13 protein-coding genes are annotated in these 19987 nt (G+C 27.2%); 7 read left to right on the top strand and 6 right to left on the bottom strand.

All coding sequences use genetic code 11. The features are described 5' to 3' along the window. Positions 1–96: 96 nt before the first annotated feature. The gene (uvrA, locus tag SLY_RS02200; RefSeq protein ID WP_015637994.1) at positions 97–2922 is read right to left on the bottom strand and encodes an excinuclease ABC subunit UvrA; all 2826 of its coding nucleotides are present in this window, start codon (positions 2920–2922) and stop codon (positions 97–99) included. A 3252-nt stretch (positions 2923–6174) separates the two neighbouring features. Between uvrA and SLY_RS02190 the strand changes: the two genes are divergently transcribed. The 7 genes from SLY_RS02190 (at position 6175) to SLY_RS02160 (ending at position 13237) form a co-directional block, all read left to right on the top strand. After that, on the top strand, positions 6175–6735 hold the full coding sequence (locus SLY_RS02190; protein ID WP_015637989.1) for a YitT family protein: 561 nt from the start codon (positions 6175–6177) through the stop codon (positions 6733–6735). 4 nt (positions 6736–6739) lie between these two features. Beyond that, entirely contained in the window at positions 6740–7063 is a 324-nt protein-coding gene (locus tag SLY_RS02185; RefSeq protein WP_235043298.1) for a hypothetical protein, read from the top strand. A 481-nt stretch (positions 7064–7544) separates the two neighbouring features. Further along, positions 7545–9176, top strand: a complete 1632-nt coding sequence (glnS, locus tag SLY_RS02180) for a glutamine--tRNA ligase (protein ID WP_015637986.1) — start codon at positions 7545–7547, stop codon at positions 9174–9176. 12 nt (positions 9177–9188) lie between these two features. Then, the gene (locus SLY_RS02175) at positions 9189–11330 is read left to right on the top strand and encodes an ATP-dependent helicase (protein ID WP_015637985.1); all 2142 of its coding nucleotides are present in this window, start codon (positions 9189–9191) and stop codon (positions 11328–11330) included. Between the two features lie 190 nt (positions 11331–11520). Then, a complete protein-coding gene (locus tag SLY_RS02170) occupies positions 11521–11766 on the top strand; it encodes a hypothetical protein (RefSeq protein ID WP_235043297.1) in 246 nt (81 codons plus the stop codon). Positions 11767–12413: 647 nt separating this feature from the next. Next, positions 12414–12842: a hypothetical protein gene (locus SLY_RS02165; protein WP_015637983.1), complete on the top strand. Its 429-nt coding sequence runs from the start codon at positions 12414–12416 to the stop codon at positions 12840–12842. After that, positions 12788–13237 (top strand): hypothetical protein, encoded by a 450-nt coding sequence (locus SLY_RS02160; protein ID WP_148284437.1) that lies wholly within the window; start codon positions 12788–12790, stop codon positions 13235–13237. The genes SLY_RS02165 and SLY_RS02160 overlap by 55 nt, the downstream gene beginning before the upstream one ends. A gap of 719 nt (positions 13238–13956) precedes the next feature. Here the strand turns inward: SLY_RS02160 and SLY_RS02155 are convergent. The 5 genes from SLY_RS02155 to pdhA all read right to left on the bottom strand — a co-directional run bounded on the left by SLY_RS02155 (position 13957) and on the right by pdhA (position 19961). Then, positions 13957–14724 carry a TatD family hydrolase gene (locus SLY_RS02155; RefSeq protein ID WP_012359152.1) on the bottom strand — a complete coding sequence of 256 codons (768 nt, stop codon included), beginning with the start codon at positions 14722–14724 and terminating at the stop codon, positions 13957–13959. A 525-nt stretch (positions 14725–15249) separates the two neighbouring features. Beyond that, a complete protein-coding gene (gene lpdA, locus SLY_RS02145) occupies positions 15250–16623 on the bottom strand; it encodes a dihydrolipoyl dehydrogenase (protein ID WP_015637980.1) in 1374 nt (457 codons plus the stop codon). 22 nt (positions 16624–16645) lie between these two features. Continuing rightward, entirely contained in the window at positions 16646–17869 is a 1224-nt protein-coding gene (locus tag SLY_RS02140; protein ID WP_015637979.1) for a dihydrolipoamide acetyltransferase family protein, read from the bottom strand. 20 nt (positions 17870–17889) lie between these two features. Further along, positions 17890–18867 (bottom strand): alpha-ketoacid dehydrogenase subunit beta, encoded by a 978-nt coding sequence (locus SLY_RS02135; RefSeq protein WP_012359149.1) that lies wholly within the window; start codon positions 18865–18867, stop codon positions 17890–17892. Between the two features lie 2 nt (positions 18868–18869). Continuing rightward, positions 18870–19961, bottom strand: a complete 1092-nt coding sequence (pdhA, locus tag SLY_RS02130) for a pyruvate dehydrogenase (acetyl-transferring) E1 component subunit alpha (protein WP_012359148.1) — start codon at positions 19959–19961, stop codon at positions 18870–18872. Positions 19962–19987 lie beyond the last annotated feature (26 nt).

Raw genomic sequence — 19987 nt, 5'->3', positions numbered from 1 at the left:
GATCGTGAATTAAAAAAATTGGGGTGATAAATTTTACAAATAACCGAAAAATTAAAAGTTTTTTTATCACTTTAAATCAATTAATATCAAGTTTTTTTAATGTGCCAAAATTTTTTTTAAATATTTGCCTGTATAACTGTTTTTATTTTCACTAATTGTTTCAGGAGTTCCTTGGGCGATTATATACCCGCCTTGATTTCCTCCTTCAGGACCTAAATCAATAATATAATCAGCGTTTTTAATAACATCTAAATTATGTTCAATCACAACAATAGTTGCTTTTTGATCCACCATGTGATGTAAAGTTTTAATTAACTGTCTTACGTCATCTGAATGCAATCCAGTTGTAGGCTCATCTAGAATATATAAAGCTCCCGGAATGACTTTTTTATGCAATTCACTAGCTAATTTAACCCTTTGAGCCTCTCCTCCTGATAAAGTTGTTGCTGGTTGCCCCATTTTAACATAACCAAGTCCTACATTTTGCAAGATTTCTAATTGATTTTTAATTTTGGGGTGGTTTTGAAAAAAAATTACTCCTTCATCAACAGTTAAATCAAGTACTTGAGCGATATTTTTATTTTTATATTTGATGCTGAGAGTTTCTTGGTGGTATCTCGTTCCTTTACAACTTTCACAAACTACATAAACATCAGGTAAAAAATGCATGGAGATTTTTTTCACCCCGTCACCTGTACAAACCGGACATCTACCGCCTTTCACATTAAAAGAAAAGCGTCCTTTTTGGTAACCCCTCATTTTAGCTTCTTCAGTTTTGGTATATAAATCTCTAATTTCATCAAAAATACCAGTGTAAGTTACAGGGTTACTTCTAGGAATTCTTCCGATAGCTGCTTGAGAAATTTCAACTATTTTGGTGACACAATTTGCATCATCAACTATATTAGGATTTTTTTGGTAACTATTTTTGTTTTTCAACAATCCTTTTTCTCTTAAGCCGCTTAACAAAACATCATTAACTAAAGTTGATTTCCCAGAACCAGAAACTCCTGTAACTACCACTAATTGTTCCATAGGAAAAAAAGTATTAATGTTTTTTAAGTTATTTTTAGAAGCGTTTTTAACCCAAATTTTTTTGCCATTTCCTTTTCTTCTAACAGAAGGAGTATTGATTGTTATTTTGTTAGATAAATATTTACCTGTTAAGCTATTAGGGTTTTGCATGACTTCTTTAGGGGTTCCTGCTGCTTGCAAGTTTCCTCCTTGGATACCTGCTTTGGGACCGATATCAATTAAATAATCAGAGGCCAACATAGTATCGTGATCATGTTCGACAACTATTAAGGAATTTCCTAAATCTCTCATTTTTTTTAAAGAATTAATCAACAAATCGTTATCTTTTTGATGTAGACCAATGGAAGGTTCATCTAAAACGTATAAAACTCCTGATAATTTAGAACCAATTTGGGTAGCCAAGCGGATTCTTTGAGCTTCTCCTCCTGATAAAGTTGCTCCATTACGTGTTAAAGTTAAATAACCCAACCCGATTTCTTTTAAAAAAGTAAGACGATGAGTGATTTCTTTTAAAGCCAAACGGATGATTTTTGCCTCTTCTTTGCCTAAAACTAAGTTTTCAAAAAAAATCAACATGTCATTAATTGATAAATTCGTTAATTCATAAATGTTTTTGCCGTTCAGTTTAAAAAGTAAAGCCCCTGGATTTAATCTTTTGCCTTTACAATCGAAACAATTTGTATCCATTTGATTATTTTTGCGATATATTTTGAAAATTCCCAAAAGACCTTCAAAAACATGACCTTGATGCCAAAATACTTCTTGATCTAATGTTTTGTGTCTTGTATATTTCGATGATAAACCATTAAAAATACTATCTATGATTTTACCTTTTAAATCTAATAAAGGTGTATCCATATCAATTTTATAATGATTACACAAATTGATTAAAATTTGCTTTTGATAAATAAAAGTATCTTGAGGGTCAACATTTTGGAAAATTTGTATAATTAATTCATTTAAAGTTTTGTCTAAAGGTAAAAAACCATTTTCTTCTGTTTGGAATCCGATTCCTTTACAACTAAGACAAGCACCCACAGGAGTATTAAAAGAAAAAAGCCTTGGTTCGCGTGTAGGAATGTCTACATCAACACCTTCTAAATGATAATTACGATTGAGCTTTAAAAAAGGAAGTTTTTGAGAGGAGTCGTTTTGAAGGTTATCAACACTTTTGACAAAAACTTTGCTATTAGTTAAGTTTAGGGCTTGTTCTAGGGCTTCAAAAATTCTATTTTGGTTGACATCATTAACTTCTATGCGGTCAACAACTACATAAATGCTATGACTTTTCTTTTGTTCTAAATCAGGAACTTCATCAATTAAATAAATTTTTTCATTCACCATAACGCGATGAAAGCCATCTTGAGATAATTTTAAAAAAGTTTTTTGATGAGTCCCTTTTTGTTTTTCAATTATGGGAGCCAAAATTACAATTGTGTGACCTTTGGGAAAAGATTGATTGATTTTTTGAATCATTTGTTCAATTGTTTGCTTTTCTAAAGCAACGTTTTTGGAAGGATGAAAAGGAACGCTGACATTAGCATAAACAACCCTTAAATAATCATAAATTTCTGTAATAGTTCCCACGGTGGAACGAGGATTATGGGAAGTTGTTTTTTGATCAATACTAATAGAAGGACTTAATCCTTCAATACTATCTACATCTGGTTTTTCAAAACCACCTAAAAATTGTCTAGCATAAGCACTTAATGATTCTACATATCTTCTTTTTCCTTCTTGATATAAAGTATCAAAAGCCAAAGAAGATTTCCCAGAACCGGATAAACCTGTAATAACTACAAATTTATTTTTGGGAATATCAATATTAATGTTTTTTAAATTGTTTTGTCGCGCACCGCGGACTTTAATAAATTCTTGATTTTTCATTTGTTTGATTATTTCCTTTTCAATCTAATTTGAACTGTAAACCTAAAAACTATACAAAAGTAAATATTTAACATTTAACAACCGAAGCATTTTTTCAGTTAGTTTTTTTCTTTCTTTTAAAAAAAGAAAAAAAATTATAAATTTTTTAATTTGATGAGTGATGCTCCAAAAGAGTTTTTTTGCAATTTCCAAATTTGTGTTATTGATTTTTTAATTTTTAAAAAAAATATTCAATGTTTGCATAACTACTTTTTTGTGTAGTTAATTGAGTTTTAGTTCAATTACTATTTAATAATTTATATATACCTTATAACAAGAATTATAACAGAAAAAAATAAAGGATAAGTGTTTTTTAATTCAACAAATTCAATAAAGTGGCTATTTTTTGTTGTTTCAGCAGCTTTTTTTGAATAATTTAGGAAGCTTTTTTGCAAGATAGTTTTTTGTTTTTCTTAATTCTTGTAATAAATTTTTAAATCAAGTTTAAAAAAACTAATAATAACTCGCTTTTCACCTATCAAAAACTCTTTTCAATTCTTTGTTTAATAATAAAAAATCGCAGTTGTTTTTTTGAATTTTTTTTTTTAAACCATCTTTAATTTATAAAAAGTAAATCAACTATATTGTAAAAATTAAAAACATTATTCACAAATTATTTTTTTGGGTTATTTTTTTTATATTTTAACAACAATAATAAGTCATTTTTAAAAGGTTTTGTTTGATTAATTTTAGTTGTGAAAATTGCAACATAATTCAGAAAAAAGCTAAAAGAAAGACAATATCACAAATAATAAAATATGCGACAAAACAAATACTCGCAGCAAGAAACTTGATAATTTTTTTTGAAGTAGGTTATTGTTTTTTTATCTAATGGGTTTAAAATTATAATACCTAAAAAAATAAGCAAATATAAGCAAATAAATAAAAACCCTAAAAATGGAATAAAGCTTAATTTTAAAGCTTTGAATAATAAAAAACCTTTTTAAATTAGCAAAATACTAAAACAAATTAGAAGTTTTTTAAGTTTAATTAATTTATTTTTGTTAGTTTTAAAGAATATTTTTTAAAACAAAAATGTCTAAAAAATTATTTCTTCAATAAAAACTTATTCTAATTGTCAAAGAAAACATTCACAAGGATGCGAATGACTTAATGTTAATAAAAGTTTTGATATTAAAATAAAGAAGACAAAAGAAATAGTGGTATTTAAGAAAAGTAAAAAAATACCTTTATTAAAAATAGTGCGGATAAAAAGTTTTTTATTGTTTGGAAAAAGATTTTGAGTCATACTGGTTGCTTGCTCTTTGAAAATATTGCAACCGAAAGGCGAAAAATTCATGGTTTGATTGCTTTTATAAGTCAAATTAGTAGCCTCCTTTTTCAAAACCTTGAAAAAATTAGTTTTTGTTCTAATAAAGTCTCAACTGGAGTCTTGTTATAATGGTTTTTAGTTTGAGTTTTTTTTTGATTGTGGATTTTTGCCAGACTTTTTTATTTAAATCTTTAACGCTGTTTTCGTGAATAATTTAATAATTATGTTGATTGAAAAACACTTTTGATATCTCAAGATATTACAATAACTAATTTTTCTTGAAAATTTTTTTAAAAATTAAAAAACAAAATAAGCGTTTTTTTACCAAGGTTTTTAAATAGTGATTAGCCAAAATTACTTTAGGAACTTTCATCAATTATCTTTTGATTGCAATTTATTTTAGTTTTTTTCTGAAAAGTTGATCAGGTTCTTTTTCTAATTTTTTTAAATTAACTTGTTGCAAGATTGTTTTTGCTTTTAGAAGGAATTTGGTGTTTATCTTGTAACTTATAAGCTATTTGAATGTTTGCAAAAACAATTAAACTATTTAATAATATTTAATAAATTATATTCTTGAAAAAAACTAAAAAATAATTTCGATAGGAACCTAAATCAACATCATAAAATAATTCTAGTTTGTAATTATAAACTTAAACACTTTATGGTCGGTTTCTTGTATTCTAAAAGGTTTAATAGTTGCTTTACGGGACTCAACTTTATTAAAAAAACCAATCAAGCTTCTGGAAAACTAAAAAAATTATTTAAAGTAGTTTTTTCAGAAACTTGTTTGGATAAATTACTTATTTTGAACATAAAAAAATATTACACCACTTTCTAAAAAAACATTTTAAAAAAAGAAATCATTTATATTATAATCGCTAAAAAAGAATTATAAACAAAAAAATTAAAAGTAAATGAACCAAAATATTGGGGATTGGAATAATAAAAAAGCTTTTTTTAAATTATATTTTGTGACTATAAAAAAATACTTCTATTAAAAATTTCAAGCCATGTCAAAAATTATTAATCCTTCGATTTTTTAGTTTAATTTGGGCTAGTAAATAATAATCAAATATTGAAAACTATTAAATGCCGTTTAATTATGGTATTTTTCTTAAATAAACAACTATTTTGCCAAAAAATTATTTCTTTAAATTTCATTTAAACTTTTTAAATTAGTGCTTTAATATTAAATACAATGATTATATATTTTGTTAGCATCAAAATAAAAATATTGATGATGTTAGAAAAAATCATGAACCGGAAAAATTCCATCAAAAACTACTTGTATAAGGATATATATGGTCTTCTTTTAATTGTCTTTTTAGGAGTAATTCATTTAGTAATATTCCTGGAAGCTTCTGTGATTTGTTTGGTTATTTCTAATTGCACTCCAAATTATACACATCCAAAATTAAACACAATTTATTTTTAACTTTTATTTTTAAAATATGCTATAATACCATCTGATAAATGATAAAAAATTACGTTACAATATTTGATTAAAGATAGCATCATGGATAAAGTTTATTATTATGTTATCATTTATTATCAATAAAAAAATTACCACACTAAAACGACAACCAAAACAGTTGCACAAAAAGGAGGAAAATTATTTGGATTTTTTGGTAAATGAATAACTTTAGGATTAGGCATGAAGTTGAAAGATGGAAAAAAGCGATAGATGATGCAAATATTATAAGTTTTTATTAATTTCAATGTTTACAATGATATCGAAAACACAAGCATTGACTTTATTATTAATTTATTGATGAGGATAACGTAGAAATTTATCACCTTTATCGAAACAAAAGAGATGGTATAAAATATTATACTTATAATCGCAATATTTCTAATACTACCCAATTTGGGGTTAATGTTATTAGAGACAAAATAACAATGAAATCCAATTATACCAAGGAAAACGAAAATAAAAAATCATGAATTATCTCAAAAATAACTTGAAATTTTTTTTAAAGATTTTTTTAGGAACTTTTTTATATGCTTTTGCTATTTATTTTTTTATTTTTACTAGTTTTATTAAAAAGGGTGGTGAAAACGGCTTTATTTTTTCTGGTGGTACCGAAGGAATAACTGTTTTTTTAGGCCAAATTATACCTTTTTTGGATAACAACCCAAACTTAAAATTAATTCTTATTTTAAGTGTTTTTCTTTTTCTTTGTCTTTTAATAGCTGCCTTTTTCTTAGATTTTAATACAATTAAAAAATCTTTGGGAACAACATTATTATTAATTTTATTTTTACTTGTTTTCAATTATTTTTTTCAAGGAGAAACACAAAGAAAAGTTTTTAGTGTTTTTTTGCAACGACGAGAAGCAGGAGAAAAGGGATTTCATTTGACAAGCTGTGGGCTTGGACATTTACTTTATGTTATACCTTTCTCCATGGGTTTTGTTTTTTTTGTTTTTGGTCTGTATTTTTTAATGCCATCGGAAAATGTTTTTTTTAGGTTTAGATCTTTTTGGGCAAATATTGGTTAAAAGAATGAAAAATAAAACTAAAGCTCCAATTATATATTTATTTTCACTTTGGACCCTAGATTTTATTCTTTTGATTTTATCTTTTAGTTTTTATTCTTTTTATTGCGTAGACGGAAAAATTGAGCATCAAAAATCACTTTTTTATTTTTTCGGCAGTTATTCTACTTTTTTTTTATTAACTAAAGATTTTTGTGCTGCTTTGCCTATTCTTAATCTAGATTGTGTTAAGAACGATATCAAAACTAAAAAAAACCTTTGGAAAGTATTTATTGGTTTAATTAGTATTGGGCTTATGTTATTTTTTACACACCATATTTTTTCATATTAAATAATTAATAAATTAAGACTAACTGAAAAGTTAGTCTTTTTTTATCTCTTTTTATAAATATAACATTAAAAACTTAACAAAAACAAAAAACCTAAAAAAACAACAGCGCAGTTGTGAAGATTATAAAAAATTCAATAATTCAAAATAATCAAAACAATTAGTGATAATTGAAAAAAACTAATGCTACCAGTTTTTAAAAACATTTTAAAATTATTTAGATGAAATAATTAATAATAAACTGCACAAACAATCATGATTTATCATTTCGCATCGTTAATTTTTTTAAACCCACTTGTTGCAAGGTTGTTTTTGCTTTTTTCAGGCAAACTATTTTAATAAATGATTTGAAAACCACCATTTTTTTCACAAGATAATCAAAAAGATTCTTATTTATTTAGTTTCTTTGATAAAATATTTATATAGAGTTTTTTTATTTAAAAATTATTTTTAAAATTTAAAAAAAAGAAACAGGATTGTAAATATGCAAAAACTAAAAGAAACAAAACTAAACTCTAATTTTATTAAAACTATTATCCAAAAAGATTTAGAAGAAAATAAATGTAGACAAATTATCACACGTTTTCCGCCCGAACCTAATGGATTTTTGCATTTAGGACACGCAAGAGCTATTATTATTAATTTTGAATTAGCTAAGTTTTTTAACGGTAAAACTTATTTGCGTTATGATGACACTAACCCAAACAACGAAAAACAAGTTTATGTTGATGCTATTTTGCAAGATATAATATGGCTAGGTTATAAACCTGATAAAATTACGTTTGCTTCTGATTATTTTGATCAAATGTTTGAAAAAGCCCTTTTTTTGATTCAGCAAGGACACGCTTATGTAGATGATTTATCTGCTGAAGAGATTACTAAATTAAGAGGTAATTTATTAGAAAAAGGAACAAATTCACGTTGTCGCGAACGTAGCATAGAAGATAACAAAAAACTTTTTATCGAAATGAAAGAAGGAAAATTTGCTGAAGGCAGTAAGGTTTTGCGAGCCAAAATTGACATGTCAAGTCCTAATCTTAATTTAAGAGACCCTGTTCTTTATCGCATTCTTTCAGCTCGTACTTTAAACAAAAAACATTGGCATATTTTCCCTACTTATGATTACGCTCATCCTTTAGAAGATTCTTTTGAAAAAATTAGTCATTCTTTATGCTCTTTAGAATTTGAAGATCACAGACCTTTATATGATTGGGTTATTCAAAAAACTCAAGTTTCTTATATTCCGCGTCAAATTGAATTTGGAAGACTTAATTTAGCTCAAACTTTAATGAGTAAGAGACATCTAAAAAGTTTGGTGGAAGAAAAAAAGGTTTTTGGTTGGGATGACCCTCGCATGCCTACTTTATCAGGAATCAGAAAAAAAGGCTACACGCCCCAAGCCATTAAAAATTTTATTTTAGAAACAGGTTTATCAAAAGTTAATTCCACGGTCAAAAAAGACATGTTAGATGCATTCGTTAGAAATGATTTGCGTCCTCAAGCTTTTCCAAGGATGGCAATTACAAATCCTTTAAAAGTAACTATTATTAATTATCCAGAAAATCAAATAGAAAAATTAACGGCCCCTTTTTTTCCGAAAGAACACAATGAAGAAAAAACAAGAGAAATTTATTTTTCCCGTCATTTATATATTGAAAAAGATGATTTTTCCCTTGTCAAGCCAGACCCTCAATATAAAAGATTAGTTTTAGGCGAAGAAGTACGTTTATTTCATGCTTATTTCATTAAAGCTTGTGATGTTGTTAAAAACGTTCAAGGAGAAGTTATTGAAGTGATTGCAACTTATGATCCTCAAACCAAAAGCGGTAGTGGCTTTAAAGGTCGTAGGCCCAACGGAACTATTCATTTTGTGGAAAGTACAACAGCCTTAGAAGCTCATTTTCATTTATTTGAAGAACTTTTAACAGAAAACGGTTCTTTTAATCACAATTCTTATCAAATCCAAAAAGGTTTTGTTGAAAAAAGTTTAGAAGCTGAAAATCTTAAAAACCCAATCCAATTTTTAAGACAAGGTTTTTTTGTTTTAGAAAAAAAAGCAGATAAAAAATTACATTTTAATAAAATAGTAAGTTTAAAAGTAAGTAATTTGAAATAAAAAGGTTCAATAATGTCATCTAAAATAGATAGTTGGTTAAAAAAATTAAATAAAAATCAAGTAGAAGCGGCTACCTCCAAATCTTTGGCTACTTATTTATTGGCTGGTGCAGGAACTGGCAAAACGACTACTTTAACTACTAAAATTGCTTATTTAATTGAAAAACAAAATTTTTTGAGCAAAAACATTTTAACACTTACTTTCACTAACAAAGCTGCTGACCAAATGAAAAACAAAATCTTGGAAATGATTGGAGAAAAAAGCAAAGGAGTCAATATTTTGACTTTTCATGCTTTAGGGAACCGTATTTTAAGACAATTTATTAATATTTTGCCTTTTAACTATAACAGAAATTTCATTATTTTAAATGATAAAGAATGCAACCAAATCCTTAAGATAGTTGCCAAAGAGGTCAATTTTGATATCCAGAAGGTAGAAAATATCGATAATTTGAGGAAAGAAGTTTTTAGACTTAAAAAAAAGACTAACGAATTTTTGCAACATCAACAAACCTCAACTCAAAACAACAATCCTTTAATTGTAAAAATTAAGAATCAATATCAAAAATATCTTCAAAAAAATAATTTAGTTGATTTTAATGATTTAATTTTATATACTTATCAATTATTAAAAGAATATCCAGAAATAAAACAATTTTGGCAAAAAAAATTCCAATATATTTTAGTGGATGAATTTCAAGATACCGATTTTTATCAATATCAAATTTTAACTTTTTTAACTGAAAAAAATCCTTGTATTTTTGTTGTGGGCGATCCTGATCAAAATATTTATTCTTTTAGAGGTGCTTGTTTTGGAAATAGTCAATTATTTTTAAATAAATTTAATCCTCAAATATATGTCCTTAAACAAAATTATCGTTCTTCTGAAAATATTTTAGAAAAAGCGAATCTCTTAATTAGTTATAATAAAGATCATCCTTTTAAAAAAAAGTTAAATAGCGTCAAAGGTAAAGGAACTAAAGTTAACGCTCATTTTTTTGTAGATAGCAGAATTGAGGCACAATATATAGTTCAAAAAATAAAACATTTAGTCCAAATTTATCATTATAATTATCGAGATTTTGCTATTTTATACCGCGTTAATTCTTTGGGACATTTTTTGGAAAAATACCTTATTAGTGCAGGCATCCCTTATATGTTTTTAGGAAACTTATCTTTTTATCAAAAAAAAGTAGTCAAGGATTTCCTAGCTTATTTACATTTAGCTGTCAACCCTTTGCAAGATTTTTATTTAAGACGAGTTATTAACGTTCCCAAAAGACAAATTGGAAAAATTACTATAACATGTTTAGAAAAAATAGTTCAAGAAAAAGAACGTTCCTTTTTTGAAATTTTAAAAGATTACAAAGATATTCCTGTTAGCGACAAAACTCAAAAACAACTTTATCAATTTTATTGTTTGATTGAAGAGTTGAATAATAAAATAATAAACAATGAATTTGAGAAATTGAGCGATATAATTACTTATGTTGATCAAAAAACTCAATATTCTTATCAAATATCTCTTGAAACTCAAAAAAACCCTCAAAAATCTAACGAAGAGCAATCATCGTTAGTTGCTATAGAAGAATTAAAATCCATTTTAAATCAAATAGATGAAAGTTTTCAAGGCAGTAATTTACAAAAAATAAATAATTTTTTAGAAGAAGTATCTTTGAATAATGAAACTAAAATCAACAATTCTTCTGGTAATAAAGCCAACAATCGTGTTAAATTAGCAACTATTCATAAAGTTAAAGGTTTAGAGTTTAAAGTTGTTTTTCTGGCGGGCTTAGAAAAAGAATTTTTCGATGATTTAGATGATATACAAGAATCAAGGCGACTTACTTATGTTGCCGTCACAAGAGCACAAGAAAAATTATTTTTAACGGGCGTTTCTCAAAGAATGTTATTTGGAAAAAATTTTTCGCATGAACCATCAGTATTTTTTAAAGAAATGGGCTTTGGGTCAAGAAAAAATTATTTTCTTTCGCAAACGCAAAAACCATTTCAAAAAGGCGATCAGGTAAGACATAACCTTTTTGGTTTGGGAATAGTTTTAGAATTGGAAAGAAACAATATAATTGTTGAATTTGTAAATCCCAAAAAAACTAAAATGTTTGAAAATTCGTTCAAATATCTTCAAAAAATATAATTAAATTTAATAAATCAAAAAGGCGATCAGGTAAGACATAACCTTTTTGGTTTGGGAATAGTTTTAGAATTGGAAAGAAACAATATAATTGTTGAATTTGTAAATCCCAAAAAAACTAAAATGTTTGAAAATTCGTTCAAATATCTTCAAAAAATATAATTAAATTTAATAAATGAAAGGAAAAGTAATTATGGATTTTTATAATGATGTTGTCAATAATAGAGCTATTTGGACTTTCGTTTCTGTTTTAATTATTTTAAGTGCTTTGTTATTATCTGATAGCGATGATTTTATTTCTATGGGTGGCGGTTCTTTTGGTTCTAGCCAAACTCGCAAAATTAAAGGGGAACGATTTTTTCTTAATTTCGTTATTACTCTTTTGACTGTATCTTGCTTAGGATTATCTCTTTATATGCAATTAAAACCAATCAAATAATAAAAAAGCTAAATTTTTAAGGTTTAGCTTTTTTTAATAAGTTAAATTTTTATATAATTTATATTACTTTTTTTGTTTCCTTTAATAAGTTAAATTTTTATATAATTTATATTACTTTTTTTGTTTCCTTTTTTTGAGATAATTTTACCCCCACTTAAAAAGATTGCTAATTAAAATTTTTTCAAATGAATAAAAAAACTTAAATTAAAATTTATTTTTTGGGGCATGTTTTTGAAATTTTTTCCAATATATAATTATCAAGGTTAAAAAATTAAAAAAATAGCTCATGCATTTATCAAATTATGAAAAAAACTTAAACATTTTTTAGTTTAATTGATTTTTTTGTTAGTTTGAAAGAATATGAAACCATCTATTTATTTTAGTTTTAAAGTTTTTTTAAAACAAAAATGACTAAAAACACGGAATAGTGCATTATTATCAATAACAAAATATATTAAATATGGTAAAAATCCAATAATAATTTATAAAATGACTCAAATCTAGATAAATATTTTTTTTATTAAAATAAAGTTTAATAATAATTTGCTATAATTAAGAAATGAAATATTCAACACAAAAAAACTATATTAACTGATTCAACATTATTTCATTATATTAAAAAAATTATTATTTAAGGAAATTAATGTATGAAAACAAAAAAACATCAATTCATTCAATTAAAATTATCTCAATTAATTGTTAATAAAGAACATTATAGACATAGTTTAGATAGATATTTAAATAAACATTTAACAAATGAATTAGAAGCTATCCAAAAATTTTGTGATAAAGATAATCAATATACACTGTTAAAACTTATGAAATCTATAGTTTCTAATGGTTTTTGTAAACGTAAATATTTTATCATTACAAAAGAAAATTCAAATAGTGATAAATATCTAGTACTAGATGGTAACAGAAGATTAACTGCTATAAAAATACTTAATGACTCTAATTTAGTTCCAAACGAAAGTAAAAAAATTAAAAAATTTGCTATTCGAAATCAAAAAATTTTACTGAAATGGATTTTTGGTGTATGGAGTATTTCCAAAAAAAAGACGCTAAGAAAGAAATAAATTTGAGTCATAAGATAAATTCTATTTTTAAACCATTGTCTATTATAGAACGAATTTTAGCTGATAAAGAAAAAGGTATTAAATTACCCGATTGGTTCGAAATTTTAGACAACAGTTTGTCAGATAAAAACATTTTATTATCAATAAAAAATAATGCATCTATTATAAAAAGAGTTTTAGAATCAGGCCCATTTAAAAAACAAATAAAAATAAAAGATAATTATGAATTAAATGATTTTGACAAAAAAATTGTTTTACAAATATTAAAAGATGCTATAGATAAAAAAATAACCTCTCGTATACTAAATAAAGCAAAACAAATCCAAGATTATCTTGATGAGGTTATTAAAGCAATTCAGCCAAAAAAAAAGATAATCCAAATAATAAAACAATAAAAATAGATGATAAAAAAACAAAATAAACCCCCCCCTAATAAAACACAAAAAAACATTAATGAAAAAAATATTTTATCGGTAAATTTGAACATAAAAATCCAAAACTTGAAAATAATGAATATCAAGGTATTATAAAAATTTTTAAGAGAAATAAAATTATTAAAATATTTTTACAAAAGAACAAATTTATAAATAATTAATAATATCTACTTTATCTTTAATCAGAATATTCAAAATAAAAAAGAACAATAGGTGAATACTCAAAAATATTGGTTTTTTTAATAAGCAAAAGTATTTTTCCAATGATAAAAATTTATTCCCAAATGTTTGCCACCATTTTCTAAAACATTACTTTTTACTAACTTACTAATATTGTAATCATTAAAAAATTTTTGTCAACAACAAAAATTAATAAAAAGATTTTTTTGCAATAATTAAAGCCCTCAAGCTAGAGGGCTATTTTTTTTAATTTAAAAACTAAAGATTTTATTAAATTAAAAATATATCTTTTCGGTTAAGTTCTCCTAAAATCTCTTGGCGACTTTTGGTTTGAGTCAATCCTTGATGGATTAATGTTTTCCTTTCATAATTATAATATTGCATAGTAGTATTTAAATTAATTAATTAATCTTTGCTAACTTTTCTAAGGTCGTAAAATCGCATTCACTCCTTTTTAAAGGTAGCAAAAAAAGACTCTATATAATTACCAAAATAAAAACTCAAAAAGAGGTTTTGTTGCAAAAAAGTTGAGCGACATTATTACTTGTTTGTTGCGCTACCTCTTGCAAAGAAAGGTTTTTTAATTGAGCTATTTTTTGAGCAATAATTTTAATGTTTGCGGGTTCGTTTCTTTTCCCTTTGAAAGGATAAGGGGTTAAATAAGGAGAATCTGTTTCTAATAAGATTTTATTTAAAGGAGTGTTTTTGGCAATTGTTGCTGCCACTGGAATATTTTCAAAAGTTACAACCCCGCCAATTCCTATATAAAAACCTAATTCCAAAGCCATTTGAACTTCTTTACTGCTAAAAACCAAACAATGAAAAACCCCTCTAATTTGGTTTTTAAAAGGCAATAACAAACGATAAACATCTTCAAAAGCTTTACGAGCATGAATGATGATTGGTAAATTATATTGAATTGCTATTTTGACTTGTTCTTGAAAAATCTTTTTTTGAATATCTAAATTGTCTTGTCGATGATGTAAATCTAGTCCAATTTCGCCAACAGCAACTGTTTGAGGATGCTTGAGGTATTTAATAATACTTTCTGAGGTTTCTTTTGGAAATTCTGAACAAGGATGAATCCCAAAAGAGACCATTATTTCTTTGTATTTGTTAGCTATCTCAAAAGCTTTTTGATTGCTTTTTTGATCCATTCCGACTACAATCATTTTTTTGACATCATTTTGAAAAGCCCTTTTTAAAACTTCGTCTAAATCTTTGTCATAATTTGCAACATTCAGATGTGCATGGGTATCTATTAACATTTTTTATACCTTTTTATTCTTATTTTTAATTTTTGAAAACTACAAAGTTTTTTTCATAATTTTCAAATTAAACTAAACTAACTAAATAATTTTTTCAATTTTTTTGTGGCTTTAAATACTTAAAAACTAGTTAATAAAAAAACATTATATTTTAAAATATTTATCAACTTTGCAATTTAATAAAAATCGTTTTGAAAAAAATTAAAAAAGTTGGTTCCCCGCTTTCAAAGACATATTTAACATTAGATTTTTTGAAAATTAACAATCTAAAAAATATAAAAAGCGGCTTGTCTAAGTTAATTAATCTTTTATCAACTTTGCAATTTAATAAAAATCGTTTGAAAAAAATAAACAATAGTTAATTGGATGAAGATTTTTTTAACTATTGTTTATATGTTTATAATAAATCTAGATAATTAATTATAATTTTGACTAAATTGGACAAAAGAATAAATTAATTTATGGATTTTGAATAAAATAAAAAAAGCTAACTTAAAAAAAGTTAGTTTTTATTTGTCTTCATTTTTAAACGTGAATAGGTTTGTCGATAGCACCTAAAAGAGCTTCAAAAGTTAATTCTGATAATGTTGGATGAGGATGAATTGCTTGGGCCAATTCATATGCTGTTCCTTCTAATTCCATTCCAACAGCAATTTCGCTAATTAATTCAGTTGCATTATAAGCATAAATATGCATACCAATAATCTCTAAATGTTTTTTATCAACAATAATTTTAGCAAATCCTTCTTTTTCACCATCAGCTAAAGCTTTTCCGATGGCAGAAAGTGGAACTTTAGAAACTTTATAATCTATTTTTTTCATTTGGGCATCTTGTTCGGTCATTCCGATAGAAGCAATTTCAGGAAAGCCATAAATACAAGAAGGAATACGATTATAATTTATACCATGTTCTCCTTTGCCTAAAGCATGCATTACGGCAATAATTCCTTCATGACTAGCTACGTGAGCCAACATATACTTACCGTTAACATCACCGATTGCATAAACTCCAGGAATAGAAGTTTGTAAAAATTCATCAGTAACAATACTATTGTTATTTTTTTCTAAATCAAGTTTTTCTAAACCAGCCAAATTAGGTTTTGTTCCTGCAGCCATTAAAATAACTTCTGCTTCTTGAGTGGTTTGAATATTTTGGTGAGTATAGGTAACTTTATGACCTTGAATTGAATTGATTTGAACTTCTGTTAAAACATTAATTCCATCACTTTTTAACCTTTTAGTGTAAGCGTTAACAATATCATGATCTGAACCATTTAAAATATTGCTTTGTCTTTCTAAAATAGTAACTTCAGCACCAAAAGATTTATGAATGGTAGCAAATTCAACCCCAATTACTCCGCCGCCGATAATAATAATATTTTTGGGATGTTTGTCTAATTGCAATAATTCTTTGCTAGTTTTTAAAATATTTTTTTGATAAGCTTCTAAAGCTCCTGGAATTGGAGGAATAAAGGCGGTAGCGCCTGTTGCAATAATAAGTTTTTCAGTTTCTAATATTTCTTTATTAACTTGGATTTTTTGAGGAGAAAGAGGAACTGCAAACCCATTATAAACATCAACTTTATTTTTTTTAAGTAAAAAAGCGATGCCACTAGTTAATTGATTGACAATTTTATTTTTACGATTAAAAATAGCAAGCCAATTAAAAGTGGGCGGTTGATTAAGTGTAATGCCAAAATCTTGAGCATGTTGGATAGTTTGATAAACTTTGGCACTTTTTAAATAAGTTTTGGTAGGAATGCATCCATAATTAAGACAAATGCCGCCTAATTTATGATCTTCAACTAAAGCAACTTTAGCCCCTAATTGGGCCGCCTTGATTGCGGCCACATATCCTCCCGGTCCTCCACCGATTATTAAAATATCATAATTTTTCATATTTATGTTATACTTTCTTCATTTAGGATAAAAATAATAAAGTAGGTGATTTTAATAATTCTTTAATTCGTTTTAAGAAACTTCCTCCATCAGCTCCATCGATAATACGGTGGTCGATTGCAAGAGAAAGCGGCAACATATCAGCAACAACAATTTGATTATTTTCTACAATTGGTTTTTTGGAGATTTTTCCAACACCCAAAATTGCTACTTCAGGATAATTAATTACAGGGGTTCCATAACTAATATCTAAAGATCCAAAATTAGTAATTGTAAAGGTGCTATTTTGTAGTTGTTCTAATTGAACTTTTCTTTCGATGGTTGCTTTGACTACTTCTTGTAAGTTTTTTGCTAATTCCAAAAGACTTAACGGATAAGCGTTTTTAACATTAGGAACAATTAGACCATCTTTAGTATCAACTGCAATTCCTAAATTAATAAATTTTTTGAAAATAATTTCTTCTTTAGGTTCATCATAACTAGCATTAAAAAGAGGGAATTCTTTCAAAGCGATTGCAACAGCTTTCATAATAAAAGCCATAAAAGTTAGTTTAATTCCTTGTTTTTCAGCTTCTTCTTTAAGTTGTTTTCTTAAATTAACTAAAGCTGTGATGTTTACTTCATCCATTAAATTTGTTTCTGGAATGTTGCTTTTGGAAAGGACCATTTTTTGGGCAATTGCTTTTCTTAAACGCGAAATTTTCACAACTTCTGTTTGAGCAACTGAATCCATTGAGGTTAATTGAGAACTTTGAGTCATTAAAGGGCTTGGTGTTTGAGTTTGTTTTTGATTTGAAAGGATATCTGCTTTTAAGATTTTTCCCCCAAAACCAGTCCCTTTTACTTTAGTTAAATCAACTCCTAATTCTTTTGCTAAACTTCTTACTAAAGGAGTTGCCAATATTTTTTGATTGTCATTAGATTTTGGTTGAAATGAAGGTGTTTTTTCTTCTTTAGAAGAAGTGTGGGATGAAGGGGTTTTTTCGGTTTTTACTTCTATTTCAGAATCTCCTGGTTCTTTAATTAAAACTAGTGTTTCTCCGACATTAATCACATCCCCTTCTTTGTGAGTCATCTTAATGATAGTTCCTGTCGCAGGAGAAGTTAATTCAACATCTAATTTATCTGTTTCTATTTTAACTAAAACATCATCTTTCTTAACGGAATCGCCTTTTTTAAAAAACCATCTTGTAATGGTTCCTTCATGAATACCTTCTCCAACATCAGCAAATTTAAATTCAAACATATTTTTTCTCCTTGTTATGTTTATTCTTCTAAAGCTACTTTGCGAATAGCAGCAGCTATTTTTTCAGGACTTAAAAATTGATAATGTTCTCCTTTGGCTAAAGGCATTGTGATATCGTTGCCAGTAACTCTTGATGGAGCGGCTTCTAAATGTAAAAAAGCTTTTTCATTAACTAAAGTGATTAGTTCACCAGCAGGTCCATAAGTTTTGCAAGCTTCATGAACTACTAAAAAACGACCTGTTTTTTTAACTGATTCAATAACAGTTTCGCGGTCAATAGGGTTAATGCTTCTTAAATCAATAAGTTCAACTGAAACTTCATTATTAATTTGTTTAATTGCTAATTGAGTTTCTGGAACCATCGCCCCCCAAGCAACCACGGTAATATCTGAACCTTCTTGAACTATTTTAGCTTTACCGATTTCAACTTCATAATCTTGTTCTGGCACTTCTTGTTTAAATCCGCGGTAAATTCTTTTAGGTTCCATAAAAATAACCGGGTCAGGGTCTTTGATAGCTGCCATTAATAAACCTTTGGCATCATAAGGGTTAGAAGGAATTACCACTTTTAATCCAGGAACAGAACCTAAAATAACTTCTAAACTTTCAGAGTGATGTTCTAAAGATTTTACCCCACCACCTACAGGAACTCTAACTACCATAGGAACACTGCGAGTACCGCGACTACGATTACGCATACGAGCTGCATGAGCGAATAAATCTTCCAGACCTACAAAAATAAAGCCGTCAAATTGAATTTCTGCAACTGGCTTTAAGCCGTTCATTGCCATTCCAATGGCACTTCCGATAATAGCTGATTCAGCAATAGGAGTGTTAAAAACACGATTTTCGCCGTATTTAGTTTGTAATCCTTGAGTAACGCGAAAAACTCCTCCTAATTTACCTACATCTTGACCAAAAACAACCATATTGGGGTCTTTTTTTAATTGACTATCTAAAGTTTGGTTAATTGCTTGTAATAAAGTCATCAAAGCCATGATTATTTACCTTCTTTCTGATTGAAAAAATCTTGGCATTCTTGGTATTGTTCTTCTAATTGAGGAGTCATTTTTTCATAAGTGTATTCAAAAATTTCTCTTAATTTGATTTGTCCGCCATCTTTTTCAACTTTTTGATGTGCTAAAACTATTTCTTGTTGAGCTTCTGCTTCTGTTTGTTTCACTTGTTCTTGAGTGAGGTACCCTTTTTTAATTAAATAAAGTTGGAAACGTAAAATAGGGTCTTTTTTTCTCCACTCGTTTTCTTCTTCTTTGCTACGATAAACAGAGGCGTTATCGTTAGTAGAGTGAGCTTCTAGACGGTAAGCAACGTTTTCAATTAAAATCGGACCTTCTCCATCTCTTGCGCGCTGTAAGGCTTCTTTGACTGCTACATAAACTGCTAAAACATCGTTGCCATCAACTTGCATTCCTGGAATACCAAAAGCATAACATTTTTGAGCTAAAGTTGCTGCTTTAGAAATGTTTTTACGAGGGTTAGAAATAGAGTATTGGTTGTTTTGAATCAACACTACTAAAGGAACTCGAAAAACAGCTGCATAATTTAGGCCAGCGTTAAACTCTTCGTGAGCAGTTCCTCCATCACCAATAGTTGCAATTGTTGCTTCTTTTTTATTTTGGTACTTACTTGCAAAAGCTAAACCAGCACCTAAGTTAACACTTGATCCAATAATAATATTAGCCGGCAAAATACGTAATTTAGGATCTAATTGAGAACCTTTTTCATTGCCATACCAATAAAGATAAAATTGTTCTAAAGAAACTCCGCGATAAAGAAAAATACCAGCATCGCGATAGTAAGGTGAAACCCAATCTTGTGGTGCCAAAGCAGCAGCAGCTCCAACTTGAGAAGCTTCTTGACCTGAATTAAGCAAGTAATTGCCCATTCTTCCTTGACGTTGATATTTTAAAGCCGCCAAATCCGCTTGTCTGCTTAAAACCATAGTTTTGTACATTTTTAATAAAATGTTTTTTTCAATTTGTGGTTCTAATTCGGGGTTTACGAGATTTCCTTGAGCGTCAAGAATTTCTAATTTTTTTCCTTTGAGGGGATCATAAACATTAGTTAACATTTTCATGCTCCTTATTTTTTTAATTA

It is taken from the genome of Strawberry lethal yellows phytoplasma (CPA) str. NZSb11 (genome assembly GCF_000397185.1).
In the GTDB taxonomy this organism is placed as follows: domain Bacteria; phylum Bacillota_I; class Bacilli_A; order Acholeplasmatales; family Acholeplasmataceae; genus Phytoplasma; species Phytoplasma australiense.
This window is presented reverse-complemented; position numbering and strand designations above follow the sequence as displayed.

Bases quoted from the DNA above. Each gene is read 5' to 3' on its own strand.
- uvrA (WP_015637994.1), bottom strand. From the start codon at position 2,922: ATGAAAAATCAAGAATTTATTAAAGTCCGCGGTGCGCGACAAAACAAT.
- SLY_RS02190 (WP_015637989.1), top strand. From the start codon at position 6,175: ATGAATTATCTCAAAAATAACTTGAAATTTTTTTTAAAGATTTTTTTA.
- SLY_RS02185 (WP_235043298.1), top strand. From the start codon at position 6,740: ATGAAAAATAAAACTAAAGCTCCAATTATATATTTATTTTCACTTTGG.
- glnS (WP_015637986.1), top strand. From the start codon at position 7,545: ATGCAAAAACTAAAAGAAACAAAACTAAACTCTAATTTTATTAAAACT.
- SLY_RS02175 (WP_015637985.1), top strand. From the start codon at position 9,189: ATGTCATCTAAAATAGATAGTTGGTTAAAAAAATTAAATAAAAATCAA.
- SLY_RS02170 (WP_235043297.1), top strand. From the start codon at position 11,521: ATGGATTTTTATAATGATGTTGTCAATAATAGAGCTATTTGGACTTTC.
- SLY_RS02165 (WP_015637983.1), top strand. From the start codon at position 12,414: ATGAAAACAAAAAAACATCAATTCATTCAATTAAAATTATCTCAATTA.
- SLY_RS02160 (WP_148284437.1), top strand. From the start codon at position 12,788: ATGGATTTTTGGTGTATGGAGTATTTCCAAAAAAAAGACGCTAAGAAA.
- SLY_RS02155 (WP_012359152.1), bottom strand. From the start codon at position 14,724: ATGTTAATAGATACCCATGCACATCTGAATGTTGCAAATTATGACAAA.
- lpdA (WP_015637980.1), bottom strand. From the start codon at position 16,623: ATGAAAAATTATGATATTTTAATAATCGGTGGAGGACCGGGAGGATAT.
- SLY_RS02140 (WP_015637979.1), bottom strand. From the start codon at position 17,869: ATGTTTGAATTTAAATTTGCTGATGTTGGAGAAGGTATTCATGAAGGA.
- SLY_RS02135 (WP_012359149.1), bottom strand. From the start codon at position 18,867: ATGGCTTTGATGACTTTATTACAAGCAATTAACCAAACTTTAGATAGT.
- pdhA (WP_012359148.1), bottom strand. From the start codon at position 19,961: ATGTTAACTAATGTTTATGATCCCCTCAAAGGAAAAAAATTAGAAATT.